The organism is Spirosoma arcticum, from assembly GCF_054779955.1.
Map to the genome: position 1 here is coordinate 253,951 of NZ_BAAGXG010000002.1, position 20,921 is coordinate 274,871.

Consider the following 20,921-nt stretch of genomic DNA (forward strand, 5'->3'; position numbering starts at 1 on the left):
ATCTATTCTTCGGGTAGATTAGCAAAAATGGTATCGAGTTGAACCGGGTTTCCGTCAATCATGACCGACTCGTTCGGTTCCTTATACGTCGTCTCAAGCCAGGCATTAACCTGATCAGTTCGCCGGCAAACCAGCACTTCGCGGTCGAGGGGGTCGACAAAAACGATTTCCTGAACAGTATCCATTTGCTCATACTTTCGACGCTTGGCTCCGAGGTCATAGTCGCTGGTCGATTCAGAAAGTACTTCGACAATCAGATACGGGTTGGTGATAATAGACCGGGACTTGCCCTGATAAACAGGCTTTCCCTTTATCACCAATACATCGCCGTTGTAATGACCTTTTTTTTCCTCTTTGCGAATGCCCGCATTGCTACCCGCTACATAAACCGGTTGGCCTAAGTAAATGCCGGTAAGAATGTAGATGATTCGGCCAACTAACAATTCGTGAATAAGTGTGGCTAAGCCCATGATGATAATCTGTCCATTGTGATAGTCCGCACGGTAGTCGGTTTCGGTAAAGAACCCGTCAAATTCCTCCCAGGATGCCGAGATTATGACCGATTGTCCGCCCTCCAGCATCGCTGCCTGCTCATCACTCAGCCGTACTTTCTCCAGAACTTGCATAAGCTTATCTTCTTTTTAGTAAAGATACACGAACCACTCACAAAGCAAAAAGGTCCGCTCGGGCGAACGGACCTTCATACGTAAACTCAGATGACTACGAATTCATCAGCGCCTGCTCCTCTTTCAACCGTGCCCGATGAACGGACCCCGACACCAGAATGCTGATCTCATACAGCATAGCCAGTGGCAGCGCCACCAGTACTTGGCTGTAAATATCGGGCGAGGGGGTAATAATACCGGCCACCACTAAAATCACGATCCAGGCGTGTTTGCGGTATTCACGCATGAATGTTGGAGTTAAGACTCCTACTTTGGAGAGTACAAAGGCTACCATCGGCATTTGAAAAACGAGCGCACACCCCAACGATAGTGTCGCCAAGATACCGACGTATGACGTGATGTCGAACTGGTTTTTTATCTCGGGCGAAATCTGATAGTTCGCCAGGAAGTTAATAGCTAATGGGGAGACGATATAATAACCGAAAAGCAAACCTAACAAGAACAGGAGCGACACAAAGAACACGGCACCACGCGCAGCCTTTTTCTCGGTCATTTTTAAACCCGGCTTAATAAAACGCCATACTTCCCAGAATGCATAAGGAAACGCAAAACTTAACCCAATAATCAGCGACGACGTCAACGCCATCGTGAACGGATCGGCCATGCCCAGCGCCTGCAAGGTGAAGTTCAACTTGTCAACGCATAAGTCTTTATAACCCGTTACTTCGGACAATTTACACATCATCCGATACGTCCAGAAATCAGGGCGCTTTGGGGCCAGAATTACCTTATCGAAAATATCTTCAATGAAGATAAAGGCGATTACGGCAAACACGAATATAGACCCGACAGCGCGGATAATATGCCAGCGGAGTTCTTCCAGATGATCCAAAAAGGACATCTCCTTTCCTTCTTGGTCAATTTCTTCGTCAGTCAGTTGGTCGAGTGGCATTGTATCTAAAGAGCGAAAGAGTGAAAAAGTGAATGAGTGAAAAATGCCGTAAGCGTTGGACAGTTGCGCTCGCATTCTTTCACTCTTTCACTCTTTATTTTTAACTTTTGTAGAGCGGAAATGCTTTCATCCACTCGTTGATTTCTTCTTTTACGGTTGCCAGCGTAGCTGCGTCGTCGTGGCTCATTAGCACCCGGTCGATATATACGACGATTTGTTCCATATCCGATTCATTCAGGCCCCGCGTCGTCATGGCCGCCGTACCCACCCGCATGCCCGAGGTCACCATTGGCGATTTGTCGTCGAAGGGAACCATGTTTTTATTGATCGTGATGTCAGCTTTGATAAGCGTATTCTCCGCCAGTTTACCCGTCAGGCCTTTACTGCGCAGGTCAATCAGCATCAGATGATTGTCCGTGCCGCCCGAAATAATGGAATAACCCCGGTCGGTAAACGCTTTGGCCATTGCCTGGGCGTTGGCTTTCACTCGGAGTGTATAGTCATAAAAGTCGTCGGTGAGGGCCTCGCCGAATGCAACGGCTTTGGCCGCAATAATGTGCTCCAGCGGCCCGCCCTGAGTACCCGGAAACACGCCCGAATCGAGCAGCGACGACATCAGCCGCGTTTCGCCTTTGGGCGTTTTGATGCCAAACGGATTTTCAAAGTCGTTCCGCATCATGATCATGCCACCCCGCGTGCCGCGTAGCGTTTTGTGCGTCGTCGTGGTCACGATGTGAGCATGAGCCAGTGGGTCGTTCAGCAGTCCTTTAGCAATCAGCCCGGCCGGATGCGACACATCGGCCAGTAGTAGCGCACCTACTTCATCGGCAATGGCACGAAGCCGGGCGTAATCCCAGTCACGGCTGTAGGCCGAAGCGCCACAAATGAGCATTTTGGGCCGTTCGCGTTTAGCCGTTTCCTCAACGACGTCATAGTTGATAACACCCGTTTCGCGCTCCACACCATAGAATGTCGGACGAAAATATTTGCCCGAGATGTTCACTGACGACCCGTGGGTCAGGTGCCCGCCGTGGCTCAGGTCAAATCCTAGGATGGTATCGCCCGGATGCAGACACGCTACGAACACCGCCGTGTTGGCGTTGGCTCCCGAATGCGGCTGGACGTTTACCCACGACGCGCCAAAAAGTTCTTTAGCCCGGTCGATGGCAATCTGCTCTACCTGATCGACCACTTCACAGCCGCCGTAGTACCGTTTGCCGGGCAGCCCTTCGGCGTATTTATTGGTCAGCACACTACCGGCTGCTTCCAGCACGGCGGGCGACACGAAGTTTTCGGATGCGATCAGTTCGATCCCTGACTCCTGCCGGTGTTGTTCTTTAGCAATCAGGTCAAACACCTGCGTGTCGCGGGCGGTGATGGTTTCGGTCGTCATTGCTGCGAGCGGTTTTGGTAAGCCGTTTGTTCGGTAGCTGACTGTGGCAAGTATAAACTGCTAAACAGTCAATTGAAGGTACAAAGGTACGGGAGAAAACGGTAGAAATGGCGCGGTCTCCGGCGTCAAAAGGTGTGACGAACTACGCCTGAGTGCTATTTTCTCCGCGACACGCCCTGATACCGCAGGGGCGTCATGCCGGTGTGGAGTTTGAACTGCCGGTGGAAATGCGACACGTTGTTGAAGCCACACTCCAATCCAATCTGCCCTACGCTCAAATCGACATTGCTGAGCAGTTTGCGGGCGTGACCAATACGCAGTTCGTTGAGGTATTCGACAAATGATTTTCGGGTACGTCGTTTAAAATACCGGCAAAAGGCCGCTGGTGCTAAGCCCGCTATCGACGCAATTTGCTCCACCCGGATTTCTTCCCGAAAGTGGTTTAGTATAAACTCGAATACCCGCTTCATGCGCTCGGTTTCGGCCGTGCCGGGGGCTAATTGGCAACCATCGCTCGCCAATAAGTGGGCATCGCGGTCGGCCGCTAACTGGTCCAGAATGTGCAGTACACTCAGAACCTGGGTCAAACCCGTCTGAGTAGGCAACTGATCAATTTCCTGAGCCATCCGGGCCGATACGTCGGGGCTAAACCGTAACCCATAACGGGCGCGATTGAGTAAACTCGTCACGGCAGCCGCTTCGGGCAGGTTAGCCAGCACGTCCTCGCTAAACGCAGTGGGAAACTGGACTACTACCCATTCGGCCTGCAATGTTGACTCGCCTTGGTAATAGTCTTCATCGCTCCGCCAGAAATGAGGCATGTCTGGCCCGATGAGCACTAAATCACCAGCCATGAACGACTCTACGTGATCGCCCACGAACCGACGGCCGTCGCCCCGTGTGATGTAGGTCAGTTCGTACTCGGGATGGTAGTGCCAGGGTACGTCGAAGTGAGGCATTTGAAACCGGCGTACCAACAGCGAATTCTGCTCACTAATGGTGATTTTCTCGAACAGAGCTTTCATTTGATGCGCTATTTTGACACACTGCCGCTCGCTACAATGGAATGAATGTCAAAATTACACATAAATTAGAAAAGAGATACCTTCTTTCAACGCACTATGCAACTTACTTTTGTTTTATTCTGTCAGGGAATAAGTACTGTTTCACTATAAAGATGATGTAGGCATGGAAGCAACGATTGAGCAGAAGACACTATCGCACGAATTGGAAGCACCTTATGTCCTTAGCCCGGATGCCATTGCATTCTACCGTAAAAATGGGTATGTTAAACTCAGGCAGGTGTTTAGTCCAGCTCTATTGGAATACTACGGCCGCATTGTTACGGAATTGGTCTTTAAGCTCAACACGCTCATTAAACCCATGGAAGAGCGCACCACCTATGAGCGGGCATTTCTGCAAATTATGAACCTCTGGCGGGAGGACGACCGGGCTAAAGAGTTTGTTTTCTCAACGCGCTTGGCCAAAATTGCTGCTGACCTGATGGGTGTTCAGGGTGTGCGGCTCTACCACGATCAGGCGTTATATAAAGAACCATCCGGCGGCATTACACCCTGGCACGCCGATCAATTCTACTGGCCTCTGGCGTCGCCGAATACCGTTACGGTCTGGATTCCACTCCAGGAAACACCAATGGAGATGGGGCCACTGGCTTTCGCCGAAGGTAGTCAGCACGTTGAAATCGGCCGGGATATTGAGATTAGTGATGACAGCGAAGCAATCTTGGCCCGTGAACTCCAAAAGCAGAACTTTCCCCTGAACGACACGCCCTTTGACCTCGGCGAGGTTAGCTACCACGCGGGCTGGACGTTTCACCGCGCCGGACCGAATGCGTCCGACCAGCCCCGTAAGGTGATGACTATGATTTACATGGATAAAGATCAGGTAATTGCTGAGCCACGAAACCAGTTTCAGGTTGCCGATTGGGCTAAATGGTTAGCGAACGTGCCGGTTGGCAACCACCCGCAGGATGAGTTAAACCCCGTGCTGTTTAGTTACTGATTCTTTGTTTCATTAAAGCTTGATTACACGAACGCCCGGTCGATTGGCCGGGCGTATTTTTGTCCATTCAGCGGTTGATTATCGGATTGGACAATACGGATACCGTATTTTAGGAAATGTTTTCGTTCTAAACTTGTTCTTCTTTTAAATCGTCACGTTTCCAAAACGCCGTATGAAATTACTCACTGCGCTCGTCGTCTGGCTGTTGCTGCCACTGGCGACGTATGCTCAAATTCTCAAGCCTGTCACCTGGACGTTTTCAGCGGCTAAGTCGACAGCTAAGGTTGGCGATGTGCTCGATCTGAGTCTTGTCGCTAACGTGCGAATAGGCTACCACATCTACTCGTCAGAATCGAACCCTAAAATTGACGGGCCGCTCCCGACCGTCTTTTCATTCACGCCGAACAACACATTTGAACTGGTTGGTAAGGTAAAGCCCGCGAGTGAGGTTGAAACCAAGTATGAAGAAGCTTTTGAAGGTGATACATATTTGATGCATGGAGCGGCTAAGTTTGTGCAGAAGGTTCGCATTCTCGCTCCCAATCCACAAATCAGCGGTGCGGTCAGCTACCAGGCCTGTACCGACAAAGACGGGCAGTGTATCCCCGGCGAGGAGGACTTCACCATTGCGAATCTAACGGTATCCGCCCCTACCCGACCAACGGCAACAACCACCGTGTCGGTTGTTGCGTCGGCTCCAGCGGTATTATCAACCGTTTCTGGTCCATCATCGAAAACTGCCGCAGCAACGGTACCCGTGTCGGCAACGCTGGCCGAAGCACAACCAATAAATCGAGTCGAGCCGATGGCCACGAACGTGGCTACGGTTCCTGAATCGAATTTGAACGAAACCGCTACCCCAACCGATGGGTCGTTATGGGGCTTCATTGTGGCGGCTTTTCTCTCCGGGTTGGTGGCGTTGTTGACGCCCTGCGTATTTCCGATCATTCCGGCCACGGTGAGTTTCTTCACGAATCAGCAGGGTGGACAGTGGAAAGCACTGCTGTACGGCGCGTTCATTATTGGTATCTACGTGCTGATTGGCACCGTTGTATCGCGGGTCAACGGTCCGGCTTTTGCCAATTTCGTCAGCACGCACTGGTTGCCGAATGTGCTGTTTTTTGCCCTGTTCTTCATATTCGGGTTGTCGTTTCTGGGCCTGTTCGAGATTGTGCTGCCTAATGCCCTCATCAACAAAGCGGACGCCCAGTCGGAAAAGGGGGGAATTGCGGGCATCTTTTTTATGGCCTTTACGCTCGTGCTGGTATCGTTTTCCTGCACCGGGCCTATCGTCGGTAGTTTGCTGGTGGCGTCAGCGGGCGGGGAAATCATAAAGCCAATTATTGGCATGGCCGCTTTTTCATCGGCGTTCGCTATTCCGTTCACGCTGTTCGCGGCTTTTCCGCAGTGGCTGAAAAGCCTGCCAAAATCGGGTGGTTGGCTCAATTCGGTGAAGGTGGTGCTGGGCTTTCTGGAGATTGCGCTGGCGCTGAAATTTTTGAGCGTTGCCGATCAGGTATATCACTGGAACCTGCTCGACCGCGAGGTGTTTCTTTCGTTGTGGATTGTTCTTTTCGCCCTGATCGGCTTTTATTTTCTGGGCAAAATTCGCTTGCCGCACGACAGCGAGACAAAGTTTGTCAGCGTTCCCCGGTTAATGCTGGCCGTTGCTACGTTTGCCTTTGTTGTGTATATGATTCCGGGCCTTTGGGGCGCGCCGTTGAAGGCGTTGTCGGGTTATCTTCCCCCCGAAACCTCTCAGGACTTTAACCTGCACAACAGCCCGGCTGCCCTAACTGCATCAGCCGCTAACCAGTTGAGCGAGACGCCTAAGTATGCGGACCTGTTTGAGTTTCCGCGTGGTTTACAGGGCTTTTTTGACTACGAACAAGCCCTGGCTTACGCCAAAAAAGTAAACAAACCCGTTTTCATCGACTTCACTGGACATGGGTGTGTAAACTGCCGCGAAATGGAAGCCCGTGTCTGGTCTGACCCGGCGGTGCTGTCGCGTCTGCAAACTGATTATGTGATGCTGGCGCTGTATGTGGATGACAAAACCGAGCTGCCCGAAGCCGACTGGTACACCTCGACGTATGACGGCAAAGTCAAAAAAACCATTGGTGCTCAAAATGCTGATTTGCAAATCACGAAGTACAATAACAACGCACAGCCACATTACTGCCTGATTGACAGCGATGGAAAACTGCTGGTGGCACCAAAAAATTATGACCGGAGCGTTGCCAATTTTGTGGCGTTTCTGGATGCGGGGAAGGGGAAATTCGCTCTTTGACAGTTGTTTAGCTTACCACCTGACAAGTCGACGTCGAAGCTATTATTGGGTTATCATATCAACAAGAAAGGCGGAGCCAACTGGCTCCGCCTTTACTAATTCAGGTTGATTCAACAATGCTGTAGTGAATAGTAGAACTGGCTGGTAGTGGGGTAGGTGAGGTGGCGTAGCACGTATAGGAATGAATGGTGGGACACCTATGAACAATACCGTACCTCCCTCACCTGCTCCACTTAATAGCCAATGGGGAACGAATAGCCGATAGAAGCGGCAATACCCCGGTTACGAACATCGACGTTGACGATGGGCACCTGCACCTGTCGGGTAAACCCGTGGGTGTAGCGGCCCTCAATAAAGAACTTGCCCGCGCCTGCGTCCATGGCCAGTCCCAGGCCGCCAACGGCACCGACATCCCAGCGATTCAGCATACCCCCGTAGTTCAGGTCAACGTCGTACGGCTGCGTCGTGAACAGGGCCGTGGCGCGGGTCCGAATGCGGCCGTCGAGGGCGTAACTCACCGATGGACCGGCAATGATGTAGGGCTGAACCGCGCCGTCGCTCAGATTCACTTTAAGCAACAGTGGAATTTCAAGTGCATGAGACTGATAAGCAATTCTCGCGCCAATTGGCAGGTTGAACCCACCCAAATTAATGTCAAGACCCTCCCGGACAACAAATCCTTTTTGCACATAAGCAAGCTCGGGACGGAACGAAAAACGGTCGCTCAGGGGGATGTCTAAGAAAAGGGCACCCGTAGGACCAGCCGACGGATGAAGCGTGGGTGTGAGGCTACCCAAGAAAGCGGGTTTGGATGCAAAACCCCAGTTGCCCCCGCCCCGGATACCCACCTGAACCTGGGCAAAAGACGACTGAGCAACTAACAAACCCAACACAGCGACACTGGCAAGCACAATTCGTTTCATGACGGTAATCGTAGAAAAGTTAAAAAGGTAAACATGAACCAGGTTGTGTAAAGCGTTGGCGATAGGCTGCGTTGTTTTGTGCGATTTGATGGTTTGACAGCGCAGGTTGGCGAAGGATTAACTGAATCGAAAAAGATTTTAGAGTAAGCAGAGTCTACCGGTTTTGGACAGGTTCGGGTACAAACGGTTTATCGGAGAATTTCTGGTATGGTCTGGCATTGGCACCTTTTGTTGATAATAGGGCCGCAGTCCTGTAACTTTACCAGCTACCTGCGACCCTACTCCAACATGAAATACGTTAAGCCCACTACGTTTAGCTACTTACCCAGATTCCTCATGCCGCTGGATATACTCGGCGTGTTTGAGCGCGATCCGTTTGGCAATTCGCTGTTAGTCAGGCGGCTGATTATCGGCATGGTTGGCTGGTTAACGTACGCCCGCTACACGGTAGTCAATCGAATTCAGATCGAGGGCACGGAGAACTTAGAGAACCTACCGATCAACAATGTCCTTTTCCTGTCGAATCACCAGACGTACTTTGCCGACGTTATTGCGTTTTTTCAGATATTCTGCGCGGTTAAGTGGGGCTTTCAAAATACATTGTTGCCGCCCATGTACCTGCTTGGCCCCAGAGCGCGGCAGTACTACGTAGCGGCCTCCGAAACGATGAGTAAAGGCATTATCCCCAAAATTTTTGCACTGGGCGGGGCGCTCACTATCGAACGCTCGTGGCGAGCCGAAGGGCGGGAGGTGAAGCGGGAAGTGGATACAACGGCCAACGATAAAATTGGTCAGGCCCTGGCTCACGGCTGGGTGGTCAGTTTTCCGCAGGGTACTACCAGCCCCTACGCCCCCATTCGGAAGGGTACTGGTTATTTGATCAAGAATAATGAGCCAATTGTTATACCAGTAGTTATCAATGGGTTCCGGCGGGCTTTTGATAAAAAAGGACTACGTTTCAAAAAACGCAACACGCTGCTGACTGTTCGCTTCAAAGAACCCCTCCAGTTTGGCCCCGACGACGATGTCGACGATATCGTTGCTAAAGTCCGCCACGCCATTGAGCAGGATGCGCCGACCTGGGTTAAATAAGCCCTTCTGTAAATAGCATTATGAGCATTATGGCACGTCTGGCTGGGCGTGGCTGGCGTTGATTGCCCGTGTTTTAGTGCTTTTCGTGGCCGTGAGCGTTCCCGAATAGCTACCTGTCTGCGCCCGCCCGGTGGTCAGGACGTTTTTTATCCGACGCCGGTGAATGGAGTAACTTTTGACAATAAACCGATACGTTCCGGGTGTGGTGGGCATGAACCGAATCCGGTGTGTGCTGCCAGTAAGGGCATCGCAGAAACCCTCCGCACGGGTGGTGTCATTCGTCGGGCTAATAAACAGACCAGTCAGCAGTGTACTCATACAGGGATTTTCCGACTTGACTGGTGGCAGATGAAGGGTGATCTCGGCGTATTTATTGGTCTCAACACGGTCATGGTTCAGGGTGAACGATAGCCGCTGAGCAAACAGGAGGGCAGGGGCTAAGAGTAGAAAGGCGATGAACTTCACGGGGTGAACTAAACTTTTATAAGGCCATTATCATTATTTTGCTTTATCAAACTACCCTCAACGAATGACAAAAGTACAGGTTGTCAGGATTCCAACACCTGGCCCGGACAAAACTCCACTCTCCAAATCGCAGAAAGAATTTAACCGGCTAACTAAGAAAATTGGCGAACTGGAAACTGAACTGAGCGGCTTTCGGACGACTGCCACTACTGTTCAGCAGCGCATTCAAACCGAATACGTGCCGCTATTGCGGGATTATAACGAACACCGGGCCAATCTGGTACGGGTGTTTGACCGGGCGCACGACCGGCCCGAAGCCACCAAAACGGAGCGAAAAAAGTTAATCGATTTAATCGTTAATTTAACCTACGACCTCATTAGTCAGCACGGCATGGACGAGTTGAAGCCAATCTTCGACAAATACGATGCCGACGGTTTTGATGCGACTGACGCCGAAGCTGACGGTCAGATTTCGGAGGTGATGAAAGAAATGATCGCGTCGATGTACGGCATAAAATTCGATGAAAACGTCGATGTCAGCACGAAAGAAAAATTCATGTCCTACGTAGATGAGCAGATGCAGGCCCGCCATACCGATGACCAGCAACGTCAGCAGCAAACGGAAGAGCGAAAAGCGAAAAAGCCCAAATCGGCCAAGCAGCAGGAGCGCGAAGCCAAAAAGCAGATTGAGGAACGCAATATTACCAAGGCCGTTCGGACGCTGTACATGGACCTGGTGAAGGCGTTTCATCCTGACCGAGAACCTGACGAAGCTGAGAAAGCCCGCAAAACCGGGATCATGCAGCGCATTACGGAAGCCTACGAAAAAAGCGACCTGCTGGCCCTGTTCCGGCTCCAGTTAGAGTACAACCGCATTGACCAGGCGCACCTCGAAACGCTGGCCGAAGACCAACTGAAATATTACAACAAAATTCTGAAACAACAGGCCGATGAACTCGGCGAGGAACTGTTCGGGCTGCAAAGCCAACTGTCGGCCGCACTCGGCAAACCGCTGATAATGGTCGGCTCGGCAGTGGGGCTGGAGTTAAGTTTCAACAGCGACGTTCGGGCGCTGAAACGAAGTGTGAAAGAGGTGAAGCGCGAAGTGAAAGAGCTGTCGGACCCGGCGTATTTGAAAGGCTGGCTGAAGACCTATAAAATTCAGAAATCCGACGACCTCGACGCTTTCGGTGGATTTTTTTAGATGAAATAGCGAGTTTTACGACTTATTATCATTTCGTTAAATTCGGGTTTCTCCCCGCTGGTGGGCATAACTTAGTCCGTGAAAATGGGTTGACTCAACAGGTCCGGTTTCAGGACGGTTGTTGGCTCAGTTTGTATGCAGATATTAATCCATAACGACTGGCTTAGGCAGGCCAAAGCGCCCGGCGATGTATTCATCCGAAAGTTTGACAAAGGAATCTACGTATATCAGCCCGGCGACGAACAGACGCATATCCACCTCATCGAAAAAGGCATCGTCAAAATTGGCAGCTATTCGCCAGACGGCGAGCGGGTTGTGTATGATGTGCTGCAGCCGGGTGAATTTTTTGGCGACTTAAATTACCTTGGCAACGGCATTGAGTTCTTCGAGTTTGCCAAAACCATCACCAGCATTACCGTGCTGTCCATCGCCCTGCCGTTTTTCAGACACGCCATTGTCCACGATCCGGGCCTGTCTGAGTGGTTCAATGGTAACGTTGTCCGGCGGTGGTGGAAGGCCGAAACCCGGCTCCTTCACATGACCCGTGGCGACATTGATGCACGGCTGGGTAACCTCCGAAATGAATACGACAAAGCCATTCACGACAGCGAAGGACGACAGCACAACGTGTTTGACCTGCTGTCGCATCAGGTTATTGCCGATCTCACGGGCAGCACCCGCCAAACCGTCTCGAAAAAGCTAAGAGACGCGCTGGAACTGGTTTCGTACTAAAAAAACGCTCTTTGGTCCAGGCGTCTATAATAGCATATTGTTAAGTTTTTCGTTCGTATGTAAAGCCTTTATGAATAAGTGAGAAGATGTTAAATTTTAACATGTCTATGTTGACGCGTAGCTGGAGTTTTGGTGGTAAATATCAACTCAGCAACGTTTATTATGTGTCAACGTCTCCTCAACTTAGTCAGCTTTAGCGTTTGGTCGTCACTGCTAATATCGGTCACTGCTTTTGGACAGACAACCGACGCGAGCATCGTTGGTCTCGTAAGAGGCAACACCGGCGAGGTGCTTCCGGGCGCAACAATCACCGCCCGCAACGAATCCACAGGCTTCAAGACCAATACCGTTTCTAACGTCGACGGGCGGTTCAGTATCCGTCAGGCTCCGCTGGGTGGTCCCTACACGATCACCGTTTCGTACGTTGGCTTTGCTAATCAATCCCGCACCGGTTACCGGCTCAACCAGGGCGACCAGTTAACGGTCAACGTCGATCTGGCCGAAAACACCAGCGAACTTCAGGAAGTGAACGTGACGGAAAATGCGCTCAAAAGCCGTACCGACCGGCTGGGGGCTTCTCTGGCCATTACGGCGAACAACATCGCTAAACTGCCGATCAACAATCGGAGTTTTACCAACCTACTGGCCCTGTCGCCGTTGAGCAACGGCGGTAGTGTTGGTGGCCAGCTACCGTCATCGACCAACTATCTGATCGACGGGGCCAGTGCCCGTAACAACCTAACCAGTGGCGCATTAGGTAATGGTCCGTATTCACTTTCGCTCGAAGCGATCCGTGAATTTGAGATTAGCACCAATGACTACGACGTGACGAAAGGGCGTCAGGGTGGTGGTTCGGTCAGTGTTGTTACCAAATCAGGGACGAATACAATCACCGGAACTGCGTTCACTTATTATAATGCCGACGGTTTGTCGAGCGCCCGTGACATTCGGGGCAACGTCCGGGCAATCGACTTTACCCGGTTTCAGTACGGTTTCAGTCTGGGTGGGCCGATCATCAAAGACAAGCTGCACTACTTCGTGGCTTTGGACCGGCAAACGGAATCGGCCCCGTTTTACATTGCCGACATCCGGTCGGATGCCGATGCCAACGCGCTCGGAATCAGCAAGGCCGTGCTGGACAGCGTGGTCACAATCGGCCGTCAGAAATACGGATTGAGCAATGCGCAGCAGGTGGGTGAGTTTGGCCGCGAAACCGTCGCCAACACGCTGTTTACCCGGTTGGACTGGCAAATCAACCCCAAAAATGTACTGACAATCCGCAATAATTTCAGCAACTGGAACAATCCCAACAGCAACAATGACAATTCGGCCATCAACTTGTTTGAGGTATACGGCAACTTTAAGTCACGGGAGAACAGCACGTTGGTGTCACTCCGTTCGACGCTCCGACCAACGCTCATCAACGAGCTAAAGGTACAGTATCAGTCGGCGACCCGGAACTACGAAGCGAACAGCCTGCTGCCATCAGCCAACATTCCGCGTGCCATTGTGACGGTGCGCTCCCTGTTGCCCAACGGCCGAACCAGCAGCACGTCTGTTCAGTTGGGCGGTCAGCGGTTTACCCCGGAACGCAACTTAGAGAATCAAATTCAATTAGCCAACACGGTGTACTGGAACCGGGGACGCTACAACTTCACGTTCGGCACAGACAACACGCTTACCTATTTGGACACCTACATTTCCAATGAGCAGAACGGGCGATTTATCTTCAATAGTCTCAGCGAATTCAACAACCTGAACCCATCGCGCTACGCCCGTGAGGTGCCCACCAACGGCATCCCGTCGGTGCAACAGTACGTGCTGAATGCGTCATTGTTCGGGCAGATGCAGTTTAATCCGCACCCCGACGTGGCGGTGCAGGCGGGTTTGCGCTGGGACCTGACCAGTTACCTGACTAAAGGCGACTACAACCCGGTGGTTGAGCGGGAACTGGGCCTGCGCACGGACGCGAACCCAACGGACTGGGATAATATTCAACCCCGCGTTCAGTTGACATGGAATCCGGGTGGCAGGAACCGGAGTGTGTTCCGGGTTGGTGGGGGCGTATTTTCCGCCTACGTCATCAACTACGCGCAGGTGAACAACATCCAGAATAGTGGTACCAAAGTACTGGCTACCGACGTGACGCGCCCGGCCAATGCGACTGCTATCAATCCTGTGCCAAGACCGGACTTCGTCGCTTATCGGAACGACCCCAATACCGCGCCGGGTGCGCTGGCGGGGGGCACAACCGTTCCGGTTTCCACGATCAACCTCAACGACCCAAATTTTGAGGTGCCGACCATTTATAAAGCCAATGCATCGTACAGCCGATTTTTCGGGAATAACGTCCGGCTGGGCGTCAACTTTCTGTACAGCCGAACGGTAAATAATTACGTCTATATCGATCAAAATATAGTCGATCAACCGGCTTTTACGCTGAGTAACGAAGCCAACCGGGCCGTGTTTGTGCCCGCCAACACCATTGCCACCAACAGTGGCCAGACGAACAATGTACTCGGTCGGAAAACGCAGGCCGTTGGCCGGACGCTGATGCTGACGAACGGGGCTAAACTGCAAACGCTTTCGTTCGTTGTGGATGGCGAAATTCGGTTACCCCGCGATGGTGCATTGACGTTCAGCTATACCTGGAACGACGCCAAAGACAACACCTCGTACAATGGTAACGTGGCCAACACATCGACCTTCCGGCCGATCAAAAGCGACCCGCGTAACTTAGATGAGATCAACTACTCGGACAACCAGTTCCGGCACAAACTGGTCGCTTACGGATCGACGCCCGCCGTCGGGGGCGTTGTGCTCAGTGTTCGGTTCACGGGTCTCGGCGGTACGCGCTACTCGTTGCTGGTCGATGGCGACATCAACGGCGACTTCGTGGGTGGTCCCGGCAACGACAATGACTTGGCATTCGTCTTCGATCCAAACAACCCGGAAGTGGCTCAGGCCGTCCGTACATCGATGCAAAGGGTGCTTGACAATCCGGAAAACCGGGCTACTGAGTACATCCGCAGCAGCATTGGTACCATTGCCGACCGGAATGGTGGTGAGAACCCGTTCTCGGGAACGTTTGACGTGCGGCTCTCGAAGATTTTTAGGACCTTCAAAACGCAGAAGCTGGAGCTATCGCTCGACGTTTTCAACTTCGCTAATCTCTTGGGTCAAACGCTGGATGGCGTCGTGACGAGAGGGGCCGAAGCGACCTCGGGGCGCAATTGGGGTAGTAATTTTAACCTTGCTAACCAAACGTTATTAATACCATCAGGATTCAATGCCACAACCCGCCAATACAACTACCGGGTCAATGAAAATGTGGGCACCACGCAACGGAACGGTACGCCCTACTCGGTGCAGTTGGGTGCCCGGTACTCGTTCTGATCGATATTAATCTACCCCACCTCCGACGTTTCGGCCGGGAGTAGGGTAATGCTTTGGGTATATCAATATCTCAACAATCATCACGACCGCTACAACACCGTATTCAGCCGTTGTTAACCATAAATTTTCCGCATACGGCTGTGCGTGATACGTAAAATAGCTTAGTGGAATTAGGGCCGACCAGACTATCGGATAGCGGAACCGGGTGAACACCGAAGCGGCTATTAGTGTCGTGATGTACCAGGCATGAACGGTTGTAGCGAAGGCGAAATAGAGCGTCAGCGTGGCTAATAACTGAACCGATGCCGGGACGGTACGCCAGCGGAAGGCAATCCACAGCACACTTAGCGTTGTGGTGATCGACAGCCAGAAGCCGATTCGTTCGATGGCGTTGTAACCCTTGATCCAGTAGCCAACGGTCCGCAGTACGTAATACACACTGGCATTAAATTCAAATTTCTGGAAGTACAGGTTGATACTTGAAAACACGTTGCGAACCAGTTCCAAACTCGCAAAGGGTATAAACAGTGCTGCCGTCAGTATACATGCCAGCAGGGCATACCAAATCCCCTTTCGCCAGCCTATATGATGAACAATCAGGGGCAGCAGCAGCAATGGCAGTAATTTGGTACCGATGGCCAGTGCCAGCGCCCCTGCCGACAGAACGAGTCGATTCTGTATCAGTAGCCAGACTGCCAGGAGGGAGAAAAAGATCATGACGGCTTCAAAATGTAGATTGCCGGTCAGTTCAATAATCACAAGCGGATTCAGGCCGTAGAGCAGAGCCAGATTCGGTTTCACCCCGAGCCGACGTAACAGCTTTACCATTAGCCACAGCGACCCAATTTCACTCAGAATGATTGGAAGGCGCAACCAGGTGATATTCCCTAATAGACTATTCGGTGAGAACCAGGAGGCCAAGCCAAACAGGGCTTGGTTGACCGGTGGGTAGACGGTGAAATAATTGGGTGAGTTGAGTTGCCGGAACAGCGATTCGTCTAATCCGCACACGGCCGCAATGGGTGTGTTCAGGAGTTGACTCGGCAGGTACAGGTATGGATTATAACCGTGCGCCATTAACCGGCCATCCCACACGAAGCGGTATACGTCGTCGGACAGTTGCGGGATAGCGAAAAGCAGTGACAGTCGGAAGAGGATGGCCGATAGAAATAGAAAGCGGTCGATGTCAATCACGCCATCCACTCGCGTTACCCAGCCATACCCCAAAAACAAACCCGCCAGCAAACCGATCAACAGACCGAATTGCTGGCGGGGTACGCCATAAGCCAGTACGAGATAAAAGATGGCTGATAAAATAAGCCAAAGAATACGAAGCATGGACGCTGGTATTCGCGACCTCATCCAACGTGACAGCTCCGGCCAATCGCCGGTCATGCGCTCACCGACTGCAACGGCGGGGAACCAACCTGCTGACCAACCGGACGGCGACGACCCGCGTGCATGAACGAATAACCAAACACCATTCCGAACCCAATCATCAGCATGATATGCAGGGCGAACATTCGGAAGTCGTTAACGTAGAAGGCCAGTGCCAGCCCACCCAGAAAATAGATAGCCAGCAACCCCTCGGCAACAGCCAGCCAGCCAAGCTGACGGCTGACGTATTTGTTCGCATCCCAGTTATCAGTAGAAGCCTTAACGTTGAATTTAGGCGTTCGGACGAAGGGCGTTTTACGGCCAAGGTATCCCTCGATTACCGCAATGGTGTTGTGCAGTGACAAGCCCATCATCAATGACGAATACAGAGGGAAGTACCAGGCCAGTTTGGCTTTGTTCTCATTTTCTTTCAGCAGCCAGAACGGAATGCCGTAGAATAGCAGGAGAATCAACAGATTGAATTGAAACAGGTTGATGATGAAAAAGACCCATTCCCATTCCGGGTGTCGGCTGCGGATGTAAATCAACGGTACACTCATGATACCCAGCAACAGCACGAGAATAAACGTAGCACTGCTGAACAGGTGATAGAACGCGTGAATTTTCATGGACAGCGATACGCCCGGCGTTCGGAGAACCTGCCTAAACAACTTGCGGGCGCATTCGGCCGCGCCTTTCATCCAGCGATATTGCTGCGACTTCATGGCGTTCATGGCCACCGGCAATTCGGCCGGAGAGCCGATGTCCTGGCGGTAAACGAATTTCCAGCCGCGCAGTTGAGCGCGGTAACTGAGGTCGAGGTCTTCCGTAAGTGTATCGCTCTGCCAGCCGCCCGCATCGGCGATGGCCGCTTTACGCCAGACACCGCCCGTACCGTTAAAGTTAGCCAAGAACCCGCCTGCGTATCGCCCGCTCTGCTCAATGGTGAAATGAGCGTTGAGACCAAATGCCTGCAACTGCGTTATCAGCGAAAAGTCCTGGTTCAGGTGTTCCCAGCGGGTCTGTACAATGGCCACTTTAGGGTCGCTAAAGTGCGGTATGGTCTTGAGCAGGAAATCTGGATCGGGCACGAAGTCGGCGTCGAAAATGGCAATAAACTCACCCTTGGCAAACGCCGTTCCGTAGGCTAACGCCCCCGCTTTGTAGCCCGTGCGCTCCGGTCGCTGGATGTGCTCAATAGCCAATCCCTGTTGCTGGTACTCGGCTACTTTGGCGGCAATGACCCCAACCGTCTCATCGCTCGAATCATCCAAAACCTGAATATCAAATTTATCGCGGGGGTAGTTTAATGAGGCTACTGCGTCGATCAGGCGTTCGATAACGTAGAGTTCATTATACACCGGCAACTGTACCGTCACACGCGGTAAATCAGCGGGGTTGATGGCAACTGATACTGCGGCCGCCCGGCGTTTTCGCTCCGAGCGCAGGTACACGATAATTAGACTTAGCTGACCACAGTTGTATAGAAACAACAGCAACAAAGCCAGCCCGTACAGAATTAGAACCAAAACTTCCATGTTGACGAAAAACGAAATTTTCTTTGCGTTGAGTTCACTTACTTATCCGATGTCCTTTTCAATTATCAACTGAGTACGCGTTAGTAATACGCTCTCCGGAATTTAATTTAGTGGGGATTGACTAACCGCTATAAATATTTGAAAATCGTTGTAATGATCTTGTAACCAGCCAGCACCGTTCCCTTAACTGTCCCTGAGATTTTTGAAAAACCAATACGCCTGCGATAGCTGACCGGCACTTCTCTAACCCGTAATCCCTGTTTAGCGGCTTTTAGTTGCATTTCAACCGTCCAGCCGTAGGTTTTATCCTGCATATTCAGCGCCAGCAGATTCTCAAACCGAATGGCCCGGAACGGACCCAGATCAGTGTACCGAACGCCATAGAGCCAGCGCAGCAACGTCGTGGCTAACCAGTTGCCAACTACCTGCTGAGGGGTCATGGAGCCGCGCTGCCGGTTGCCCAACGCCCGCGATCCGATTACCATATCTACCTCATCCGACAGGATAGGGGCTACCAGCGCCTTCATTTCGCCCGGATAATCGGAGTAGTCAGCATCAAGGAAAACAACCACATCCGGTTTTTGTTGCCGATTCTGAGCGTAGGTAATCCCGCGCAGGCACGCCCGCCCGTAGCCCTGAATGGGTTCGTCTAAAACGGTAGCCCCAGCGCGGGCCGCTTCTACCGCCGTTTGATCGTTGGAATTATTATTGACAACAATAACTTCATCCACCAGGCCAGCCGGAATGTCGCGCACGACATTGCCGACGGAGTTTTCTTCGTTGAACGCCGGAATGATAACAAGAATGGAAGCCAAAATCAAAATAGTCGTAAGTCGTAGAAGTTATAAGTCGTAGAAGTCACAGAAGTCTAAGCGACTGACTTACCGACTTACTACTTCCACGACTTACGACTACTCAATCCCAAAGGTACGGTGCTGAGTTTAATTGAAATGTAGTATACTTGACAATGGAAATATCCTTTATCGGCGCGGGTAATCTGGCTTGGCACCTGGCACCAGCCCTCGAAAACGCAGGACATCACATCAGCGAAGTGTACAGTCGGCAACTTCAGCACGCCCGTCAGTTGGTCAGTAATCTGTACGACGCCCAGACCCATTCCGATCTTAACTTTGCCAATAGTCCATCGAAACTGTTCGTGCTGGCCATTCCCGACGACGCCCTCGAAGGTGTATGCTCCCGGTTAGTATTGCCCGAGAACGCCCGGATTGCGCACACATCAGGTAGTCGGCCGTTGAGCGACCTCACGCGCTGGATGGCCGTTTACAGCGATGTACCGGTTTACACGGGTGTTTTCTATACCCTTCAAACGTTCACAAAAGGGCAACCGTTTATGGCCTTTGACGAGATTCCGATCTGCATTGAGGCAGCCGAAAAAGTAGTTGAAGATGAGTTAGTGGGCATCGGGCAGGAAATCAGCGATATTGTTTACCTGATTACGTCCGATGAGCGAAGAGTACTGCATACAGCGGCCGTTTTCGCCTGTAACTTCACGAATCACCTGCTTGCCATTGCCCACGACCTGACCACAGGCGACGGACTGGAATTCGACTTGCTCCGTCCCCTTATCCGGGAAACGTTGCGTAAAGGTCTGGCCGCTGACAATCCGGCTGACGTACAAACTGGCCCCGCCCGCCGAAATGATCTTTCGACCATTGAATCGCATTTGTCGTTGTTAACAACTCAGCCCCAATTAGCCGAAGTTTACGCGTTGCTATCAACCAATATTCGGCGAATGTATAATACTTAATAGAACCCAAGTTTACATATGAACTTTTGGATAAACTTTAACGCTATTTGATAGTTCTGATTACGCATTTAATTGGAATGATTTAATTGGTTTTTTAGCTTTACCTGTGTTTTATCAATGACACTAGTGAAGTTATGTGGTTTCTAAAACGATTTAATAGAAAATCAATTGCTAATGAACCCGTTTCGTATACTGACCAACTGACGCTGTACGATCAGTACGGAGCAATGGCCTATGGTATTATTATACAAATCGTTCCCCAGCCAGCTATTGCCCAGACCGTGCTCATTGACTTATTCACCTCAACGCAGGTAAAACTGGTGCGTGAATCGCCAACCAACACAGCCTGCGCCATTGTCCGTATGGCGCGGATGAAAGCCCTTGAAGCAAAATCAGCACAGTCGTCCGTATCGATTAGCGCTGAACCTCAGTCCGGCTCTACCGACAACTTACCAAAACTCATTTTCGATCTATCATTTATTAGAGGGATTAACCCGGAAGCCCTTGCTGAGCGATTGGAGATGACGTATTGGGATGTGCTAAAAGCCCTGCGCGAACATGTTAAGTTTATGCGTACCCATTAATTATCCGACATTGAAGAATCATCAGTATTTGACAAGTGGCATTATAGAAGGTTACCTGCTGGGTTTGGTATCCAAAGAAGAAAAGGATGAACTGGAGCGAGTGCTAATCACCGACCCAGACGTGCTGACCGAACTCAATGAACTCGAAGTCCAGATGGAGCAGTATTTTCTGACCAATGCCGTGCCCCCGCCACCGGGCATAAAAGTTGCCATTGAGCAACGCATCTACGGGACTGAGATTCAAAAAAAAGAGCCGGATGTTCACACCCGGTTTGACCAGCCGACTGCCGATACGGAATCACCCCGGCCGAGCTATATCGACGTTGAGGTTAGCAACACCCATATTCGGGTGCATAAAAACTGGCGAACGGCATTCATTGCTATCTTCATCCTGTCGAAAGTATTTCTTATTCTTGGTCTCTATTATTATTTTAAATCCGACAGCCAGGAGCAGGAGATTAGGCGACTCAAAGCCGACGTGCAGCAACTGGCACCGCTGCCACGCGGCAGAACGCCGTAGCCGACAGTGGGTTAATGGAGTGGCAGGCGCACTACGCGG

18 protein-coding genes are annotated in these 20,921 nt (G+C 51.5%); 9 read left to right on the forward strand and 9 right to left on the reverse strand.

Translation table 11 applies throughout. From position 1 onward, the window contains the following. Window positions 1-2 precede the first annotated feature (2 nt). From ACYVHB_RS05465 to ACYVHB_RS05480, 4 genes are all read right to left on the reverse strand, one after another. Window positions 3-626, reverse strand: coding sequence for a Uma2 family endonuclease (locus tag ACYVHB_RS05465; RefSeq protein WP_461050379.1), 624 nt, complete (start codon window positions 624-626; stop codon window positions 3-5). A 94-nt stretch (window positions 627-720) separates the two neighbouring features. Beyond that, complete coding sequence (gene tatC / locus ACYVHB_RS05470; protein ID WP_461051021.1) at window positions 721-1,578, reverse strand: twin-arginine translocase subunit TatC; 858 nt, start codon at window positions 1,576-1,578, stop codon at window positions 721-723. Window positions 1,579-1,678: 100 nt separating this feature from the next. Then, window positions 1,679-2,971, reverse strand: a complete 1,293-nt coding sequence (locus ACYVHB_RS05475; RefSeq protein WP_461050380.1) for a serine hydroxymethyltransferase — start codon at window positions 2,969-2,971, stop codon at window positions 1,679-1,681. 155 nt (window positions 2,972-3,126) lie between these two features. Then, window positions 3,127-3,996 (reverse strand): helix-turn-helix domain-containing protein, encoded by an 870-nt coding sequence (locus ACYVHB_RS05480; protein ID WP_461050382.1) that lies wholly within the window; start codon window positions 3,994-3,996, stop codon window positions 3,127-3,129. A gap of 163 nt (window positions 3,997-4,159) precedes the next feature. On the opposite strand from ACYVHB_RS05480, the gene ACYVHB_RS05485 reads away from it, so the two are divergent. Together ACYVHB_RS05485 and ACYVHB_RS05490 are read left to right on the forward strand one after the other, a co-directional pair. After that, a complete protein-coding gene (locus tag ACYVHB_RS05485) occupies window positions 4,160-4,993 on the forward strand; it encodes a phytanoyl-CoA dioxygenase family protein (RefSeq protein WP_461050383.1) in 834 nt (277 codons plus the stop codon). A gap of 172 nt (window positions 4,994-5,165) precedes the next feature. After that, entirely contained in the window at window positions 5,166-7,283 is a 2,118-nt protein-coding gene (locus ACYVHB_RS05490) for a protein-disulfide reductase DsbD family protein (RefSeq protein WP_461050385.1), read from the forward strand. 233 nt (window positions 7,284-7,516) lie between these two features. On the opposite strand, the gene ACYVHB_RS05495 is transcribed toward ACYVHB_RS05490, so the two are convergent. Next, the gene (locus ACYVHB_RS05495) at window positions 7,517-8,206 is read right to left on the reverse strand and encodes a porin family protein (RefSeq protein WP_461050387.1); all 690 of its coding nucleotides are present in this window, start codon (window positions 8,204-8,206) and stop codon (window positions 7,517-7,519) included. A gap of 288 nt (window positions 8,207-8,494) precedes the next feature. On the opposite strand from ACYVHB_RS05495, the gene ACYVHB_RS05500 reads away from it, so the two are divergent. Beyond that, window positions 8,495-9,298: a lysophospholipid acyltransferase family protein gene (locus ACYVHB_RS05500; protein ID WP_461050389.1), complete on the forward strand. Its 804-nt coding sequence runs from the start codon at window positions 8,495-8,497 to the stop codon at window positions 9,296-9,298. Window positions 9,299-9,325: 27 nt separating this feature from the next. On the opposite strand, the gene ACYVHB_RS05505 is transcribed toward ACYVHB_RS05500, so the two are convergent. Next, window positions 9,326-9,763: a DUF5060 domain-containing protein gene (locus ACYVHB_RS05505; RefSeq protein WP_461050391.1), complete on the reverse strand. Its 438-nt coding sequence runs from the start codon at window positions 9,761-9,763 to the stop codon at window positions 9,326-9,328. A 64-nt stretch (window positions 9,764-9,827) separates the two neighbouring features. Between ACYVHB_RS05505 and ACYVHB_RS05510 the strand changes: the two genes are divergently transcribed. The 3 genes from ACYVHB_RS05510 to ACYVHB_RS05520 all read left to right on the forward strand — a co-directional run bounded on the left by ACYVHB_RS05510 (window position 9,828) and on the right by ACYVHB_RS05520 (window position 15,095). Continuing rightward, entirely contained in the window at window positions 9,828-10,967 is a 1,140-nt protein-coding gene (locus tag ACYVHB_RS05510) for a hypothetical protein (protein WP_461050393.1), read from the forward strand. Window positions 10,968-11,102: 135 nt separating this feature from the next. Then, a complete protein-coding gene (locus ACYVHB_RS05515; RefSeq protein ID WP_461050394.1) occupies window positions 11,103-11,699 on the forward strand; it encodes a Crp/Fnr family transcriptional regulator in 597 nt (198 codons plus the stop codon). A 162-nt stretch (window positions 11,700-11,861) separates the two neighbouring features. Then, a complete protein-coding gene (locus tag ACYVHB_RS05520; RefSeq protein ID WP_461050396.1) occupies window positions 11,862-15,095 on the forward strand; it encodes a TonB-dependent receptor in 3,234 nt (1,077 codons plus the stop codon). A gap of 6 nt (window positions 15,096-15,101) precedes the next feature. Here the strand turns inward: ACYVHB_RS05520 and mptB are convergent, their stop codons facing one another. From mptB to ACYVHB_RS05535, 3 genes are all read right to left on the reverse strand, one after another. Continuing rightward, the gene (gene mptB, locus ACYVHB_RS05525) at window positions 15,102-16,433 is read right to left on the reverse strand and encodes a polyprenol phosphomannose-dependent alpha 1,6 mannosyltransferase MptB (protein WP_461050398.1); all 1,332 of its coding nucleotides are present in this window, start codon (window positions 16,431-16,433) and stop codon (window positions 15,102-15,104) included. A gap of 53 nt (window positions 16,434-16,486) precedes the next feature. Next, window positions 16,487-18,010: a cellulose synthase family protein gene (locus ACYVHB_RS05530; protein WP_461050400.1), complete on the reverse strand. Its 1,524-nt coding sequence runs from the start codon at window positions 18,008-18,010 to the stop codon at window positions 16,487-16,489. Between the two features lie 128 nt (window positions 18,011-18,138). Then, window positions 18,139-18,825, reverse strand: coding sequence for a glycosyltransferase family 2 protein (locus ACYVHB_RS05535; protein WP_461050402.1), 687 nt, complete (start codon window positions 18,823-18,825; stop codon window positions 18,139-18,141). A 152-nt stretch (window positions 18,826-18,977) separates the two neighbouring features. Here ACYVHB_RS05535 and ACYVHB_RS05540 point away from each other — a divergent pair, with 152 nt between their 5' ends. The 3 genes from ACYVHB_RS05540 (at window position 18,978) to ACYVHB_RS05550 (ending at window position 20,882) form a co-directional block, all read left to right on the forward strand. After that, window positions 18,978-19,778 (forward strand): Rossmann-like and DUF2520 domain-containing protein, encoded by an 801-nt coding sequence (locus ACYVHB_RS05540; RefSeq protein ID WP_461050404.1) that lies wholly within the window; start codon window positions 18,978-18,980, stop codon window positions 19,776-19,778. A 134-nt stretch (window positions 19,779-19,912) separates the two neighbouring features. Beyond that, window positions 19,913-20,362 (forward strand): hypothetical protein, encoded by a 450-nt coding sequence (locus ACYVHB_RS05545; protein WP_461050405.1) that lies wholly within the window; start codon window positions 19,913-19,915, stop codon window positions 20,360-20,362. A gap of 10 nt (window positions 20,363-20,372) precedes the next feature. Continuing rightward, the gene (locus ACYVHB_RS05550) at window positions 20,373-20,882 is read left to right on the forward strand and encodes a hypothetical protein (protein ID WP_461050407.1); all 510 of its coding nucleotides are present in this window, start codon (window positions 20,373-20,375) and stop codon (window positions 20,880-20,882) included. Window positions 20,883-20,921: the final 39 nt, after the last annotated feature.